We start from the raw sequence: 13,081 nt of genomic DNA on the forward strand, positions 1-13,081 counted from the left end.
TGACGTGAAGGGCCAGGAGATGACGATCCCGGCGCAGACGCAGGGCTCGCCCGAGCCGCTGCTCAAGGTCGACGGCCTGGTGAAGCACTTCCCCATCAAGAAGGGGCTGCTCCAGCGCCAGGTGGCGGCGGTCCAGGCGGTGGACGGGCTCAGCTTCGACGTGCGCCCCGGGGAGACCCTCGGCGTCGTCGGCGAGTCCGGCTGCGGCAAGTCGACGATGGGCCGCCTGATCACGCGCCTGCTGGAGCCGACCGGCGGACGCGTCGAGTTCCAGGGCAAGGACATCACGCACCTGGGCACGGGCGGCATGCGTCCGTTCCGCCGCGATGTGCAGATGATCTTCCAGGACCCGTACTCGTCGCTGAACCCCCGGCACACCATCGGCACGATCGTCGGCGCGCCCTTCAAGCTCCAGGGCGTCAAGCCCGAGGGCGGCGTGAAGAAGACCGTGCAGGAGATGCTGGAGCGCGTCGGGCTCAACCCCGAGCACTACAACCGCTACCCGCACGAGTTCTCCGGCGGCCAGCGCCAGCGCATCGGCATCGCGCGGGCCCTCGCGCTCCGTCCGAAGCTGGTCGTGGCGGACGAGCCGGTGTCGGCCCTCGACGTCTCCATCCAGGCCCAGGTGGTCAACCTCCTGGACGACCTGCAGGACGAGCTCGGCCTCACGTACGTGATCATCGCGCACGACCTGTCGGTCATCCGGCACGTCTCGGACCGCATCGCGGTGATGTACCTCGGCAAGATCGTGGAGCTGGCGGACCGCAAGGACCTCTACTCCACGCCGATGCACCCGTACACCAAGGCGCTGCTCTCCGCGGTACCGGTGCCCGACCCCAAGCGGCGCGGCGTCAAGAGCGAGCGCATCCTGCTCCGCGGTGACGTCCCCTCGCCGATCGACCCGCCCACCGGCTGCCGCTTCCACACGCGGTGCTGGAAGGCGACGGAGATCTGCAAGACGAAGGAGCCGCCGCTGCTCTCGCTGGCCTCCGGGCACCAGGTGGCGTGCCACCACCCGGAGAACGCCGAGGACCAGGCGCCCGAGGACACCAAGCTGCTCTCGGTGGCCAAGGAGGCGATCGAGGTGGTGTCGGTGGTGTCCAAGGCGGAGGAGACCGCCGCGGAGACGACCGCGGAAGCGGAAGCCGATGCGGAACCGGAGACCGCCGTGAAGCCGGAAGCCGTTGCTTCAAAGGGTGAGGTTTCGAAGGACAAGGGTCAGAAGTCGACTGAGGGATAAGGCAAGTTGACCCGGACAAAGTACGCGTCCTGGGTCATGTACATGCCCTAGCGGGAGAGTGCAGAGTCTGCGTGTCCGTCTCCTCGGACACCCCATCGGAACGCGTTCGAAGGGAAGACTCATGGCACTCTCCCGTTCGGCACGTCTGGGAGCGCTCGCGACCGCGGCGCTCTCCTTCTGCCTGATCGCCGCGGCCCCCGCGCCCCACCCCGGCTCCGACGGCGTCGGCGACCCGTACTTCCCCCAGCTCGGCAACGGCGGCTTCGACGTACGCCATTACGGTCTCGACGTCGCCTACAACCCCGACACCGACCGCCTCGACGGCCGCACCACCATCACCGCGCGCGCCACCCAGGACCTGTCGTCCTTCGACCTCGACCTGCAGAAACTGACGGTCACCCGGATCGAAGTGAACGGCAGACGCGCCCAGTTCACGCGCAACGGCGACGAGATCCGCATCACGCCCCGCGACGCCCTGCGCAAGAACAAGAACTTCACGGTGACGGTCACCTACGGCGGTGTGCCCGAACCGCTCACCGGCCCCATCGTCTTCGGCTCCGACTACGGCTGGATGAAGACCGCCGACGGCGTCTTCGTGGCCTGCGAGCCGAACGCCGCGTCCACCTGGTTCCCGTCCAGCGACCACCCCTCGGACAAGGCCGCCTTCGACATCCGCATCAAGGCGCCCAAGGGCCTGACCGGGGTCTCCAACGGCCGCCTCGTCGGCACGTACGACAAGGGCGGCCAGACCGTCGCCCACTGGCGCGAGTCCACGCCCATGGCGACCTACCTCGCGACCGCCACCATCGGCAAGTTCGACGTGAAGAAGGGCACGACCCCGGGCGGGACCCCGATCTACGTCGCCATCGACCCCGTCCTGGAGAACAGCAACAACGTCGACGTGTACGGCGTCACGGCCGAGGTCACCGACTACTGGTCGAAGGTCTTCGGCCCCTACCCCTTCGAGGAGACCGGCGCGATCGTCGACGACATGCCGCAGGCGGGCTTCTCCCTGGAGACCCAGACCAAGCCGGTGTACTCCGCGATCCGCAGCGAGTCGACCATCGCCCACGAGCTCGCCCACCAGTGGTTCGGCGACTCGGTGTCGGTCGAGAAGTGGAACCACATCTGGCTCAACGAGGGCTTCGCGACCTACTCCCAGTGGCTGTGGAGCGAGCACAAGGGCACCCAGACCGCCCATGACGCCTTCCTCGCGGGCTACAACGCGCGCCCCGCCGACTCGGCCTTCTGGCAGATCGTCGTCGGCGACCCGCAGCGCGACACCATGTTCGCCTCCGCCGTCTACCAGCGCGGCGCGATGACGCTCCAGGTGCTCAGGGAGCGCATCGGCGACGAGGACTTCTTCAAGCTCCTCAAGGCCTGGACGAAGCAGCACAGGAACGGGAACGTGACCACCGCCGACTTCGTGCGGCTTGCCGAGAAGATCTCCGGCGAGCAGCTCGACGAGCTCTTCGACACCTGGCTCTTCACGAAGGGGAAGCCGGCGCTTCCTTCGCGGTGATCCGCCAGGCGCCGACCTCGCGGTATCCGGAGTCGTACACCGCCTCGCCCGCACCGGGCTCCAGCGCGTAGTGCCGCAGGTTGCCGCCCCAGTACCGCAGGATCCGGCCCAGCTCGTCGGCGGCCTGCCCCTCGAACGCCGTCTCACCCATGTCGATCTCCAACAGGAATCTCATGGCTTCAAGCGTGTCATTGAACTCCTTTGTGAAGCTTTTGGAGCCATGAGGCCCTGCTGGACGGGCACTCGACCTTTCTAACCTCAAATCGCGGTGAAGGCCGGAGAGAGGCCGCCGCGGCCACGGGTAAGAATGGCGCGTGCTCCTGGATCTGTTCACGCCCTCCGTCCAGCACTCGCTCGACATCGTGGGGATCTTCGTCTTCGCGATCTCCGGCGCGCTGCTCGCCGTGCGCAAGAACTTCGACGTCTTCGGCATCGCCGTCCTCGCCGAGGTCACCGCGCTGGGCGGAGGGGTCTTCCGTGACCTGGTCATCGGGGCGGTCCCACCGGCCGCCTTCACCGACCTCGGCTACTTCATCACCCCGCTCTTCGCGGCCCTCCTGGTCTTCTTCCTGCACCCGGAGGTGGAGCGCACCCAGCTCGCGGTGAACGTCTTCGACGCGGCGGGCCTCGGCCTGTTCTGTGTGACGGGCACGACCAAGGCGTACGACTACGGGCTCGGCCTCACCGCGTCGGCCACCCTGGGCCTGATGACCGCGGTGGGCGGCGGTGTCCTCCGCGACATCGTCGCCAACGAGGTGCCCTCGCTGGTCCGCTGGGACCGCGACCTGTACGCGGTCCCCGCCATCGTGGGCGCCACGATGGTCGCCCTGTGCATCCACTACGAGCAGCTGACGGCAGTGACCAGCAGCATCGCGGTCGTGACGGCGTTCACCCTGCGGCTGCTCGCGATGCGCTACCACTGGCGGGCGCCACGGGCCTGGAACCGCCGGTCCACGGCGGTGGAGGCGGAGGTGGAGGAGACGCCCTAGGACTCTGGGGCTGGGGTCTGGGGTCCGGGGTTCTGGAATCCTGGAGCCGGAAGAAAAAGCTACCGCTCAGTAGTTTCCTGTTGTACGTTGCTGGCATGGCAACGGCAGCATCGGCGGCATCGGCAGCCCCATCTCCGACGGCGGCGCCCGCGAGCATCGGCGACAGCGAGTTCGACCGCGACACCGCGGTGACCCGGCGCGAACCCGGCGTCTACGACACCGAACTGTCCGCAGGCTGGACGATCATCAGCGCCGTCAACGGCGGCTATCTCCTCGCCGTCATCGGCCGCGCCCTCGCCGACGCCCTCCCGCACGCCGACCCCTTCACCGTCTCGGCGCACTACCTCACCGCGTCGAGCCCCGGCCCCGCCGTCATCCGCACGGACGTGGTCCGCGGCGGCCGTTCGCTCTCCACCGGACAGGCCTCGCTCTTCCAGTACGACGATGAGGGGCGCGAGGTCGAGCGGATCCGCGTGCTCGCCTCGTACGGCGACCTCGACGCGCTCCCCGACGACGTGCGCACCACGGCCAAGCCGCCCGCCATCCCGCCGCTCGACCAGTGCTTCGGCGCGCAGGACGCCCCCGACCACCGGCCGGTGCCCGGCAGTTCGGCCATCGCGGACCGCCTCTTCCTCAAGCTCGACCCGGCCACCCTCGGCTGGGCGCTCGGGCAGCCGTCGGGCAAGGGCGAGATGCGAGCCTGGTTCGGCCTCGCGGACGGCCGCGACGCGGACCCGCTCTCGCTGCTGCTCGCCGTCGACGCGCTGCCGCCGACCGCCTTTGAGATGGGCCTGACCGGCTGGGTGCCGACCGTGGAGCTGACGGTCCACGTCCGCCACCGCCCGGCCCCCGGCCCGCTGCGCGTCTCGATCACCACCCGCAATCTCGCGGGCGGCTTCCTGGAGGAGGACGCCGAGGTCTGGGACAGCGAGGACCGCCTGGTGGCCCAGTCGCGCCAGCTGGCACGGGCCCGGCTGAGCTGACTAAGTCCGGAGGAAGCGGGTGAGTTCGCCCGTGAGCTCCGCGGGGGCATCCTCCTGTACGAGGTGCCCCGCGCCCTCGATCAGGCGCAGCTCGGCGCCGGGGACGAGGCCCGCCAGCTCCTTGCCCTTGGCCACGGGGATCCAGGGGTCCTCCGTGCCCCAGCAGATCAGGACGGGCAGCTCCAGTTCGCCGTACCGGCCCTGGATCTCGTCGGTGAACCGCTGGTCGTTCTGCGCGATCTGCCGGTAGAAGGCGGCCTGCCCCTCCGCCGTGCACCAGGGCTCCACGAGGCGGTCGAGGACGGCCGGGTGCAGTCCGCGCGGGCTCGTCGATGCGATGTACTCGCGGATCATGGCCCGGTGCAGCGCGGGCGGCAGCTGGGCGAAGACGTCGGCGTTCTCGCCGAGCAGCCGGTACGAGGGGGAGCCCCAGGGGGCGAGTGCCACCGGGTCGACGAGGGCGAGGCGTTCGTAGCGGGCGCCGTGCAGCAGGTGTGCGCGCAGGGAGACGCAGCCGCCGAAGTCGTGGGCCACGACGGCGGGGTGGTCCAGGCCCCAGTGGGCGAGGAGCTCGGTGAGGACCCGACCCTGGGCGGCGAGCGAGACGTCCTGCCCGGCCCGCATCTCCGAGGCGCCGTACCCGGGCAGGTCCCAGACGTACACGCGGTGTTCGCGGGACAGGGAGCGGGCGATGCCGCGCCAGACGTACGACGAGAACGGCGTGCCGTGGACGAGGACGACGGGCGGGGCGGCGGTCGGTCCCAGGGCGGCCCAGCGCACGGCCCCGGAGGAACTGGCGAAGGTCTGGTCGAGGACCCAGGAATCCCGTACGGCTGTCATGACCGTAAGGCTAGTAGCTCCTTACGGCCCGCGTCGAGTGGTGTCAGTGCTCGTCCTGCCAGTGCATGCGGCCCAGGCCCACCAGGCGCAGCTGTCTGCGGGCGACGTCCGCCACCCGTGCCTCCTCCGCCGTCCCGGGGCCCGCGTCCAGGAAGGACGACGCGGTCATCACCATGTGGTCGACGTACATGCCCGCCAGCATCAGGAGGTCGTCCTCGGTCCACCGCGACGTCGGCGCCTCTCGGGCGAACTGCTCCGCCACCTCCCGGGCGAACAGGTCCAGTTGGGCGCCGATCGCGTCCCGCACCGCCCGGACGCCCCCGTGCCGCTCGCGGGCGATGAAGCGAACATGGGCGGGGTGGGCGTGGACGTATCCGGCTATCAACTCGACGGTGCCCGCGATGCGTTGCTCGCTGTCGCCGGTCTCCGACGCCAGCATCGCGGCGAGCGTCGTGTGCAGGCTGCCGAGCGTCTCCTCGACCAGGGTCACGCCCAGGTCGGCGGTGTCGCGGAAGTGCCGGTAGAAGGCGGTGGGGGCGACGCCTACGGCACGGGTGACCTCGCGCAGGCCCAGGCTGCTGAGGCTCTGCTCCTCGAGCAGCTGGAGGGCCGCGTCGAGGAGCGCCTGCCGGGTCTTCTGCTTCTGGGCCTGCCGGATGCCGAGGGTGTGACTCATGCCATGCAGTTAACAACTGTTCTCCGACTTTTGAAAGCCGGAGAGGGAGTAGACTCCAGAGTCAGTGAACAACTGTTACCACAAGCGTTCACCGAATCGAGAGGGATCACATGCTCTTCCTTGTCGCCGCCCTACTGCTGCTGGGTGTCGCCATGGGTTCCGTGGCACACGCCCCGCTTCCGGTCAGCCTCGTCGCCGCCGCCGTGATCGGCGTGTGGCTCGCGGTCTTCGCGGTGCGCGAGCGCCGCGCCCGGCACCGCTGAGCCACCGCCCCGCGCCGTCGGCCACACCTCCACCTGCCAGGAGTCGCACCATGGAAAGCACCGCAACCCGCACCCGTCCCCACACCGCTCCCCAGGCCACGACCCCCGTCCGCGTCGAGGAGACCCGGCCCACCGGACGCCGGGACACCGACGGCATGGCCGTCGCCTCCTTCGTCCTCGGCCTGCTCGGACTGCTCGTCCTGAACCTCTTCCTCGGGCCCGTCGCGATCGTCCTCGCGGGCATCGCGCTGTGGCGCGGCACCGCCCGCAAGGGCCGCGCACTGCTTGGACTCGGGCTCGGCGTGGCCGACCTCGTCGTCCTCGCCGCACTCGTCTCGGCGGACAACACCCTGTCGTGGGGTCTCGCAGGCTGATACCACCGGGGCGAAGGGGCCCGCACGGCTCGTAGAATCGTGCGCACCATGGCCTACCTCGACCACGCAGCGACCACTCCGATGCTCCCGGAGGCGATCGCGGCGATGACCGCGCAGATCGCCGTCACCGGCAACGCCTCCTCGCTGCACGCGGCGGGGCGCCGGGCCCGACGCACCGTCGAGGAGGCCCGCGAGACACTCGCCGAGTCGCTCGGCGCCCGACCCAGCGAAACCGTCTTCACCTCCGGCGGCACCGAGGCGGACAACCTCGCCGTCAAGGGGCTCTACTGGGCGCGGCGCGATGCGGAACCGGCCCGCACCCGGCTGCTCGCAAGCCCCGTCGAGCACCACGCCGTCCTCGACGCCGTGCACTGGCTCGGCGAGCACGAGGGCGCCACCGTCGAATACCTGCCGGTGGACACGCACGGCCGCGTGCACCCCGAAGCCCTCCGTGAAGCCATCGCGCGCAACCCCGACGACGTCGCCCTGGCCACCGTCATGTGGGCCAACAACGAGATCGGCACCATCCAGCCGATCAGGGAACTGGCCGACGTCGCCCAGGAGTTCGACGTCCCGCTGCACGCCGACGCAGTCCAGGCCTACGGCCAGATCCCCGTCGACTTCGCCGCGTCCGGGCTCGCCGCCATGACCGTTTCCAGTCACAAGATCGGCGGGCCCTACGGCATCGGCGCGCTGCTGCTCGGCCGTGAGTACACCCCCGTGCCCGTGCTGCACGGCGGCGGCCAGGAGCGGCACGTGCGCTCGGGGACGCTGGACGTGCCCGCCATCGCGGCGTTCGCCGTCGCGGGGGAGCACGCCGCGGCGCACCGCGAGCAGTTCGCCGCCGAGATCGGCGCACTCCGCGACGACCTGGTCACCGCCGTCCGCGCGGCGGTCCCCGAGGCGATCCTCGGCGGCGATCCGTACCCGGAGGGCCGACTGCCCGCCAACGCGCACTTCACGTTCCCCGGCTGCGAGGGGGACTCCCTGCTGCTGCTCCTCGACGCGCAGGGCATCGAGTGCTCCACCGGCTCCGCGTGCACGGCGGGCATCGCGCAGCCCAGCCACGTCCTGCTCGCCACCGGCACCGATCCCGACCTGGCCCGCGGCACCCTGCGCTTCTCGCTCGGCCATACGTCGACGAAGGCGGACGTCGACGCGGTGGCGGCGGCGATCGGCCCGGCGGTGGACCGGGCGCGGACGGCGGGGCTGAGCTAGCCGGGGTCGGCCGGGACAGGCCGGGGGCGGGGCTAGCCCTTCGTCTCGGCCTTCTCGGGCTTCCCGGACTCCTTCGGCTTCCGGGACTCCTTCGGCTTCCGGGGCGGCTCGGGCTTGTCGCGCTCGGTCCGGACCAGGCGCATGTACCGGTCCCAGTCCCAGTAGGGCCCCGGGTCCGTGTGGTCGGTGCCCGGCACCTCCACGTGGCCCACGATGTGCTCGCGGTCCACCGGGATGTCGTACCGCCTGCAGATACCGGCGGTGAGCCGCGCCGACGCCGCGTACATCGCGTCGGTGAACGACGACTTCTTGTCGACGAAGCCCTCGTGCTCGATGCCGATGCTGCGTTCGTTGTAGCTCTTGTTGCCCGCGTGGAACGCCACGTCCAGCTCGCGGATCATCTGCGCTATGTGGCCGTCCTTGCGCACCACGTAGTGCGCGGCGGCGCCGTGGGACGGGTCCTTGAAGACGCGCAGCGCCGTCTGGTACCCGCCCTGAACCACGTGTATGACGACGCGGTCGATCTTGTAGTCGTCGGGGCGGTCCGCCTTGCGCCAGTTGTAGTCCGACGCGGCGATCCACTGCACGCCCGGGGCGTCGACCTCGCCCTCCGTGCGCTTCTTGACCACGCCGGGCATCCGCCACCACAACCGGCCGAGCTCGTCCCTGGCGAGCACGACGGTGCCGAAGGCCGCCGCCGCGCCACCGATCAGCAGGGTGCGCCGGTCGATGCCCCGGCGCCCCTGCGGCTTCTGCTCAGCTTCCCCCATGTGATCGTCAACGCTTACTCACGGGCGTGCGGTTCCCGTCGCCCCGTACTCTGTTAGAGCTATGACTTTGACCGAGACCCCGCAGCGCCCCCAGCGTCCCCTCCGTGTCCTCGCCGCCATGTCCGGCGGCGTGGACTCCGCCGTCGCCGCCGCCCGCGCGGCCGAAGCCGGGCACGACGTGACGGGAGTGCATCTCGCGCTCTCGGCCAACCCCCAGTCGTTCCGCACGGGAGCGCGGGGCTGTTGCACCATCGAGGACTCGCGCGACGCCCGCCGCGCCGCGGACGTCATCGGCATCCCGTTCTACGTGTGGGACCTCGCCGAGCGGTTCCGTGAGGACGTGGTCGAGGACTTCATCGCCGAGTACGAGGCGGGCCGCACCCCCAACCCGTGCCTGCGCTGCAACGAGAAGATCAAGTTCGCCGCGCTCCTGGACAAGGCCCTCGCCCTCGGCTTCGACGCGGTCGTCACCGGCCACTACGCGCAGGTGATCGTCGACGAGCACGGCACCCGCGAGCTGCACCGCGCCTCCGACATGGCGAAGGACCAGAGCTATGTGCTCGGGGTGCTCGACGACAGGCAGCTCGCCCACGCGATGTTCCCCCTGGGCGACACGGTCACTACCAAGGAGGAGATCCGCGCCGAGGCCGAGCGCCGCGGCCTCGCCGTCGCCAAGAAGCCCGACAGCCACGACATCTGCTTCATCGCCGACGGCGACACCCAGGGCTTCCTCGCCTCCCGCCTGGGCAAGGCGGAGGGCGACATCGTGGACGAGTCGGGGGCGGTCCTCGGCAGCCACGAAGGGGCGTTCGGCTACACGATCGGCCAGCGCAAGGGCCTGCGGATCGGCACCCCCGCCCCCGACGGCAAGCCGCGGTACGTCCTGGACATCTCCCCGGTGAACAACACCGTCACGGTCGGCCCCGCCGCCGCCCTGGACGTGACCGGACTGACCGCCATCAAGCCCCGCTGGTGCGGAGCCGCCCCCTCCGCGCCCGGCACGTACACGGCGCAGCTGCGGGCCCACGGCGGCGAGACGGAGGTGACCGCCGAGCTCGTCGACGGCACCCTGAACGTCTCGTTCACCGAGCCCGTGCGCGGCGTCGCCCCCGGCCAGGCGATCGTGCTGTACGACGGCACGCGGGTGGTCGGCTCGGCGACGATCGCGACGACGGACCGGGCCGCCGCGGCGGTCTAGCCCGCGGTCCGGCCCCGAGGGCGCTACGCGACCTGGAGCACGATCTTGCCCTGGGTGCGGCCCTGTTCCCCGTACGCGTGCGCCTTGGCCGCCTCCTCCAGGGGCAGCACCGTGTCCACCTCCACGCGGAGCCTGCCCTCGTCGACCAGGCGCGCGATCTCAAGCAGGGCAAGGCGATCGGGCTCGACGATGGTCCACCCGGCGTGCACGCCGAGCTCCGCGGCCCGCTCCGGGTCCGGCAGGCCGCCCGGGTCGGGCAGCGTGACCAGGTGGCCGCCGCGACGCAGCACGGGCAGCGAGCGGTCGCCGTACGCGCCGCCGACGCCGTCCAGGACCACGTCCACGTCCCGTACGGTCTCGGAGAAGTCCGTCACCGTGTAGTCGATCAGCTCGTCCGCGCCGAGCGAGCGCAGGAAGTCGTGCTTCTCCTCGCGCGCGGTGCCGATGACGTACGCGCCGTGCGCCTTGGCGATCTGCACGGCGAGGTGGCCGACGCCGCCCGCGGCCGCGTGGATCAGCACGCGCTGCCCGGCACGGAGCCCGCCCGTCTCGATCATCCCCTGCCAGGCGGTCAGCGCGGCGAGCGGCAGCGCGGCGGCCTCGACGTGACCGATGCCCGCGGGCTTGGGCGCGAAGCGCCGGGCGGGCGCCGTGACGAACTCGGCGTAGCCGCCCGCCTGCTCGGGGAAGCGGGGCATGCCGAACACGGCGTCTCCGGGCTGGTACAGGGTCACACCGGGGCCGACCTCCTCGACGACGCCCGACACGTCGTACCCGAGGATCGGGGTCTCTCCCCAGCTGCCGAAGGCGCCCTCCGCGCGGGTCTTCCAGTCGACGGGATTGACGCCCGCCGCGTGCACCCGGACCAGGATCTCGGTCAGTCCGGGCTCGGGGCGGTCCACCTCGACCGGGACGAGGTTCTCGGGGGCGCCCCAGGCGCGGGGGGTGATGGCACGCATCTTCATGGTCTTGCTCTTCCTTCTCCAAAAGGGCTGGTGGGACCAAGAGTGCGGCGGTGCGGGCAGGCACGGTGCTGGCAGTTTGGCCATCATGTGACAGGATTCGGCCATGGGATCGGAGATGGCTTCGGAGAGCAGACGGCACCGGGTGGTGGTCCTCGCCCTGGACGGCGTGTACGCCTTTGAGATGGGCATCCCTCCGCGGATCTTCGGAGCCGCCGAGGACGCCGAGGGGCGCCCGCTGTACGACGTCGTCGTCTGCACCGTGGACGGCGGGCCGGTGCGGACCGACGCCGGGTTCCAGGCGATGCCGGAGCACGGCCCGGAGGCGCTGGAAGATGCGGACACGGTGGTCATCCCGCCTACGGACCGGCTCTGCGGCGGCACCGCGGACGGTGTCCTGCCCGAACCGCTCGCGGCGGCCCTCGCCCGCGTCCGGCCCGGCACGCGGTGGGTGTCGTTCTGCACCGCGTCGTACGTCCTCGCCGCCGCCGGGCTGCTCGACGGGCGCCCCGCGACCACGCACTGGCAGGAGGCCGACCACTTCCGGCGCGCCTACCCCAGGGTCGCGCTCGACGAGAACGTGCTCTTCGTGGACGACGGCGACGTCCTGACCGCGGCGGGCGTCGGTGCGGGCGTGGACCTCTGTCTGCACCTGCTGCGCCGCGACCACGGCAGTGCGGTGGCCCACCACGCGGCCCGCATCTGCGTCGTGCCGCCCTGGCGCGACGGCGGCCAGGCCCAGTACATCGAGCGGCCCGTCCCCGAGCCCACGCTCGCTACGACGGCCGCCACGCGCGTGTGGGCGCTCGAACGGCTCCAGGAACCGCTGCCCCTCGGCGAACTGGCCGCCCACGCGCGCATGAGCCTGCGGACCTTCACCCGCCGCTTCCAGGAAGAGGTCGGCATGCCGCCGGGCCGCTGGCTGACCGCCCAGCGCATCGAACTCGCCCGGCAGCTCCTGGAGTCGAGCGACCTGCCCGTGGACGTGGTCGCCCACCGGTCCGGGTTCGGCACCGGCAACTCCCTGCGCCAGCACATGCGTGCCGTGCTGGGCGTCTCACCGGCGGCCTACCGGCGGACGTTCACGGCTGCTTCGTGACCTGACCTACGCTTCTGTGACTTCTGCTTCGTAGAAGCAGAAGTGGTCCTTGATTCCGGCCACGGCCGCCTTCGGCTCCGGGTACGCCCACACGGTGTCCGCCGCCCCCGGCAGCGACCAGTAGGAGGCCGTGCCCTTGAACGGGCAGTAGGTGTGGGTCTCCGACGGCGTCAGAAGATCGGTGCGCACGTCCTGCGGGGGGAGGTAGTACCGGACCGGGTACCCCGTCTCGCGCAGCAGCAGCGGGCTGCTGCTATCCGCCACGACCTGCCCGTCGTGCACCACGCGCACGTGGTCGGTGCCCTGCTCGACAGTGATGCGGTGTCCCTCGGCCATGACGTGCCCTCCTCGACGAGTGCTTTGAGAGTGCCTTCAGGGACGGAACGTACCGTGGGCGCATGAACATCTGCGTCTTTCTCTCCGCCGCCGACCTCGACGAGCGCTACACGCGCCCCGCCCGCGAATTCGCCGAACTGCTCGGCAAGGGCGGCCACACGCTGGTCTGGGGCGGTTCCGAGAGCGGACTGATGAAGGTCGTGGCGGACGGCGTCGACGAGGCGGGAGGCGGGCTCGTGGGCGTCTCTGTGGACTTCCTCGCGGCCAAGGCCAGGCAGGTCTCCGCGCCCAACGAGATGGTGATCGCCCGTGACCTCGCCGAGCGCAAGGCGCTGCTCCTGGCGAAGGCCGACGCGGTCGTGATCATGGTGGGCGGCACCGGGACCCTCGACGAGGCCACCGAGATCCTGGAGCTGAAGAAGCACGGCAAGACCACCAAGCCGGTGGTCCTGCTGAACTCCGCCGGGTTCTACGACGGCCTCAAGGAGCAGTTCCGCCGCATGGAGGACGAGGGTTTCCTGCCCGTCCCGCTCACCGACCTCGTCTTTTTCGCCGAGGAGCCCGTCGGCGCGCTGGCCTACCTGGAGGAATCCGTGGGCACCCAGTGATGC

The 13,081-nt window shown here is 70.9% G+C and carries 16 protein-coding genes; 10 read left to right on the forward strand and 6 right to left on the reverse strand.

Features of this window, described 5'->3' with window-relative positions; all coding sequences use genetic code 11:
• Window positions 1–19 precede the first annotated feature (19 nt).
• Both AC068B_RS28825 and AC068B_RS28830 read left to right on the forward strand, forming a co-directional pair.
• Entirely contained in the window at window positions 20–1,240 is a 1,221-nt protein-coding gene (locus AC068B_RS28825) for an ABC transporter ATP-binding protein (protein WP_478674745.1), read from the forward strand.
• 121 nt (window positions 1,241–1,361) lie between these two features.
• Window positions 1,362–2,762 carry a M1 family metallopeptidase gene (locus AC068B_RS28830; protein ID WP_478674548.1) on the forward strand — a complete coding sequence of 467 codons (1,401 nt, stop codon included), beginning with the start codon at window positions 1,362–1,364 and terminating at the stop codon, window positions 2,760–2,762.
• Here the strand turns inward: AC068B_RS28830 and AC068B_RS28835 are convergent.
• Window positions 2,728–2,937, reverse strand: a complete 210-nt coding sequence (locus AC068B_RS28835) for a hypothetical protein (RefSeq protein WP_478674549.1) — start codon at window positions 2,935–2,937, stop codon at window positions 2,728–2,730. The two genes, AC068B_RS28830 and AC068B_RS28835, sit on opposite strands and share 35 nt — an antisense overlap.
• 139 nt (window positions 2,938–3,076) lie before the next feature.
• Between AC068B_RS28835 and AC068B_RS28840 the strand changes: the two genes are divergently transcribed.
• Window positions 3,077–3,751, forward strand: a complete 675-nt coding sequence (locus AC068B_RS28840; protein WP_478674550.1) for a trimeric intracellular cation channel family protein — start codon at window positions 3,077–3,079, stop codon at window positions 3,749–3,751.
• 95 nt (window positions 3,752–3,846) lie between these two features.
• Window positions 3,847–4,734 carry a thioesterase family protein gene (locus AC068B_RS28845; RefSeq protein ID WP_478674551.1) on the forward strand — a complete coding sequence of 296 codons (888 nt, stop codon included), beginning with the start codon at window positions 3,847–3,849 and terminating at the stop codon, window positions 4,732–4,734.
• On the opposite strand, the gene AC068B_RS28850 is transcribed toward AC068B_RS28845, so the two are convergent.
• Together AC068B_RS28850 and AC068B_RS28855 are read right to left on the reverse strand one after the other, a co-directional pair.
• Window positions 4,735–5,574 (reverse strand): alpha/beta fold hydrolase, encoded by an 840-nt coding sequence (locus AC068B_RS28850; protein WP_478674552.1) that lies wholly within the window; start codon window positions 5,572–5,574, stop codon window positions 4,735–4,737.
• A gap of 43 nt (window positions 5,575–5,617) precedes the next feature.
• On the reverse strand, window positions 5,618–6,250 hold the full coding sequence (locus AC068B_RS28855; protein WP_478674553.1) for a TetR family transcriptional regulator: 633 nt from the start codon (window positions 6,248–6,250) through the stop codon (window positions 5,618–5,620).
• A 110-nt stretch (window positions 6,251–6,360) separates the two neighbouring features.
• On the opposite strand from AC068B_RS28855, the gene AC068B_RS28860 reads away from it, so the two are divergent.
• The 3 genes from AC068B_RS28860 (at window position 6,361) to AC068B_RS28870 (ending at window position 8,105) form a co-directional block, all read left to right on the forward strand.
• Window positions 6,361–6,513 (forward strand): hypothetical protein, encoded by a 153-nt coding sequence (locus AC068B_RS28860; RefSeq protein WP_359348620.1) that lies wholly within the window; start codon window positions 6,361–6,363, stop codon window positions 6,511–6,513.
• A 155-nt stretch (window positions 6,514–6,668) separates the two neighbouring features.
• Complete coding sequence (locus AC068B_RS28865; RefSeq protein ID WP_356257643.1) at window positions 6,669–6,887, forward strand: DUF4190 domain-containing protein; 219 nt, start codon at window positions 6,669–6,671, stop codon at window positions 6,885–6,887.
• 48 nt (window positions 6,888–6,935) lie between these two features.
• Window positions 6,936–8,105 carry a cysteine desulfurase family protein gene (locus AC068B_RS28870; protein WP_356256912.1) on the forward strand — a complete coding sequence of 390 codons (1,170 nt, stop codon included), beginning with the start codon at window positions 6,936–6,938 and terminating at the stop codon, window positions 8,103–8,105.
• Window positions 8,106–8,137: 32 nt separating this feature from the next.
• Here the strand turns inward: AC068B_RS28870 and AC068B_RS28875 are convergent, their stop codons facing one another.
• Window positions 8,138–8,875: an N-acetylmuramoyl-L-alanine amidase gene (locus AC068B_RS28875; RefSeq protein ID WP_478674554.1), complete on the reverse strand. Its 738-nt coding sequence runs from the start codon at window positions 8,873–8,875 to the stop codon at window positions 8,138–8,140.
• Window positions 8,876–8,942: 67 nt separating this feature from the next.
• Between AC068B_RS28875 and mnmA the strand changes: the two genes are divergently transcribed.
• On the forward strand, window positions 8,943–10,073 hold the full coding sequence (gene mnmA, locus AC068B_RS28880; protein WP_478674746.1) for a tRNA 2-thiouridine(34) synthase MnmA: 1,131 nt from the start codon (window positions 8,943–8,945) through the stop codon (window positions 10,071–10,073).
• Window positions 10,074–10,096: 23 nt separating this feature from the next.
• Here mnmA and AC068B_RS28885 read toward each other — a convergent pair whose 3' ends face one another.
• On the reverse strand, window positions 10,097–11,032 hold the full coding sequence (locus tag AC068B_RS28885) for an NADP-dependent oxidoreductase (RefSeq protein WP_478674747.1): 936 nt from the start codon (window positions 11,030–11,032) through the stop codon (window positions 10,097–10,099).
• A gap of 109 nt (window positions 11,033–11,141) precedes the next feature.
• On the opposite strand from AC068B_RS28885, the gene AC068B_RS28890 reads away from it, so the two are divergent.
• Window positions 11,142–12,134: a GlxA family transcriptional regulator gene (locus AC068B_RS28890; RefSeq protein ID WP_478674555.1), complete on the forward strand. Its 993-nt coding sequence runs from the start codon at window positions 11,142–11,144 to the stop codon at window positions 12,132–12,134.
• 6 nt (window positions 12,135–12,140) lie between these two features.
• Here AC068B_RS28890 and AC068B_RS28895 read toward each other — a convergent pair whose 3' ends face one another.
• Window positions 12,141–12,470: a DUF427 domain-containing protein gene (locus AC068B_RS28895; protein ID WP_478674556.1), complete on the reverse strand. Its 330-nt coding sequence runs from the start codon at window positions 12,468–12,470 to the stop codon at window positions 12,141–12,143.
• A 62-nt stretch (window positions 12,471–12,532) separates the two neighbouring features.
• On the opposite strand from AC068B_RS28895, the gene AC068B_RS28900 reads away from it, so the two are divergent.
• Complete coding sequence (locus tag AC068B_RS28900; RefSeq protein WP_478674557.1) at window positions 12,533–13,078, forward strand: LOG family protein; 546 nt, start codon at window positions 12,533–12,535, stop codon at window positions 13,076–13,078.
• The last annotated feature ends 3 nt before the right edge of the window (window positions 13,079–13,081 follow it).

The organism is Streptomyces sp. NPDC042371, assembly GCF_056437465.1.

What these genes read in the sequence shown, in the direction of transcription:
- AC068B_RS28825 (WP_478674745.1), top strand. Translation starts at nt 20, where the DNA reads ATGACGATCCCGGCGCAGACGCAGGGCTCGCCCGAGCCGCTGCTCAAG.
- AC068B_RS28855 (WP_478674553.1), bottom strand. Translation starts at nt 6,250, where the DNA reads ATGAGTCACACCCTCGGCATCCGGCAGGCCCAGAAGCAGAAGACCCGG.
- AC068B_RS28845 (WP_478674551.1), top strand. Translation starts at nt 3,847, where the DNA reads ATGGCAACGGCAGCATCGGCGGCATCGGCAGCCCCATCTCCGACGGCG.
- AC068B_RS28900 (WP_478674557.1), top strand. Translation starts at nt 12,533, where the DNA reads ATGAACATCTGCGTCTTTCTCTCCGCCGCCGACCTCGACGAGCGCTAC.
- AC068B_RS28895 (WP_478674556.1), bottom strand. Translation starts at nt 12,470, where the DNA reads ATGGCCGAGGGACACCGCATCACTGTCGAGCAGGGCACCGACCACGTG.
- AC068B_RS28835 (WP_478674549.1), bottom strand. Translation starts at nt 2,937, where the DNA reads ATGAGATTCCTGTTGGAGATCGACATGGGTGAGACGGCGTTCGAGGGG.
- AC068B_RS28830 (WP_478674548.1), top strand. Translation starts at nt 1,362, where the DNA reads ATGGCACTCTCCCGTTCGGCACGTCTGGGAGCGCTCGCGACCGCGGCG.
- AC068B_RS28885 (WP_478674747.1), bottom strand. Translation starts at nt 11,032, where the DNA reads ATGCGTGCCATCACCCCCCGCGCCTGGGGCGCCCCCGAGAACCTCGTC.
- AC068B_RS28875 (WP_478674554.1), bottom strand. Translation starts at nt 8,875, where the DNA reads ATGGGGGAAGCTGAGCAGAAGCCGCAGGGGCGCCGGGGCATCGACCGG.
- AC068B_RS28890 (WP_478674555.1), top strand. Translation starts at nt 11,142, where the DNA reads ATGGGATCGGAGATGGCTTCGGAGAGCAGACGGCACCGGGTGGTGGTC.
- AC068B_RS28860 (WP_359348620.1), top strand. Translation starts at nt 6,361, where the DNA reads ATGCTCTTCCTTGTCGCCGCCCTACTGCTGCTGGGTGTCGCCATGGGT.
- AC068B_RS28850 (WP_478674552.1), bottom strand. Translation starts at nt 5,574, where the DNA reads ATGACAGCCGTACGGGATTCCTGGGTCCTCGACCAGACCTTCGCCAGT.
- AC068B_RS28870 (WP_356256912.1), top strand. Translation starts at nt 6,936, where the DNA reads ATGGCCTACCTCGACCACGCAGCGACCACTCCGATGCTCCCGGAGGCG.
- AC068B_RS28865 (WP_356257643.1), top strand. Translation starts at nt 6,669, where the DNA reads ATGGCCGTCGCCTCCTTCGTCCTCGGCCTGCTCGGACTGCTCGTCCTG.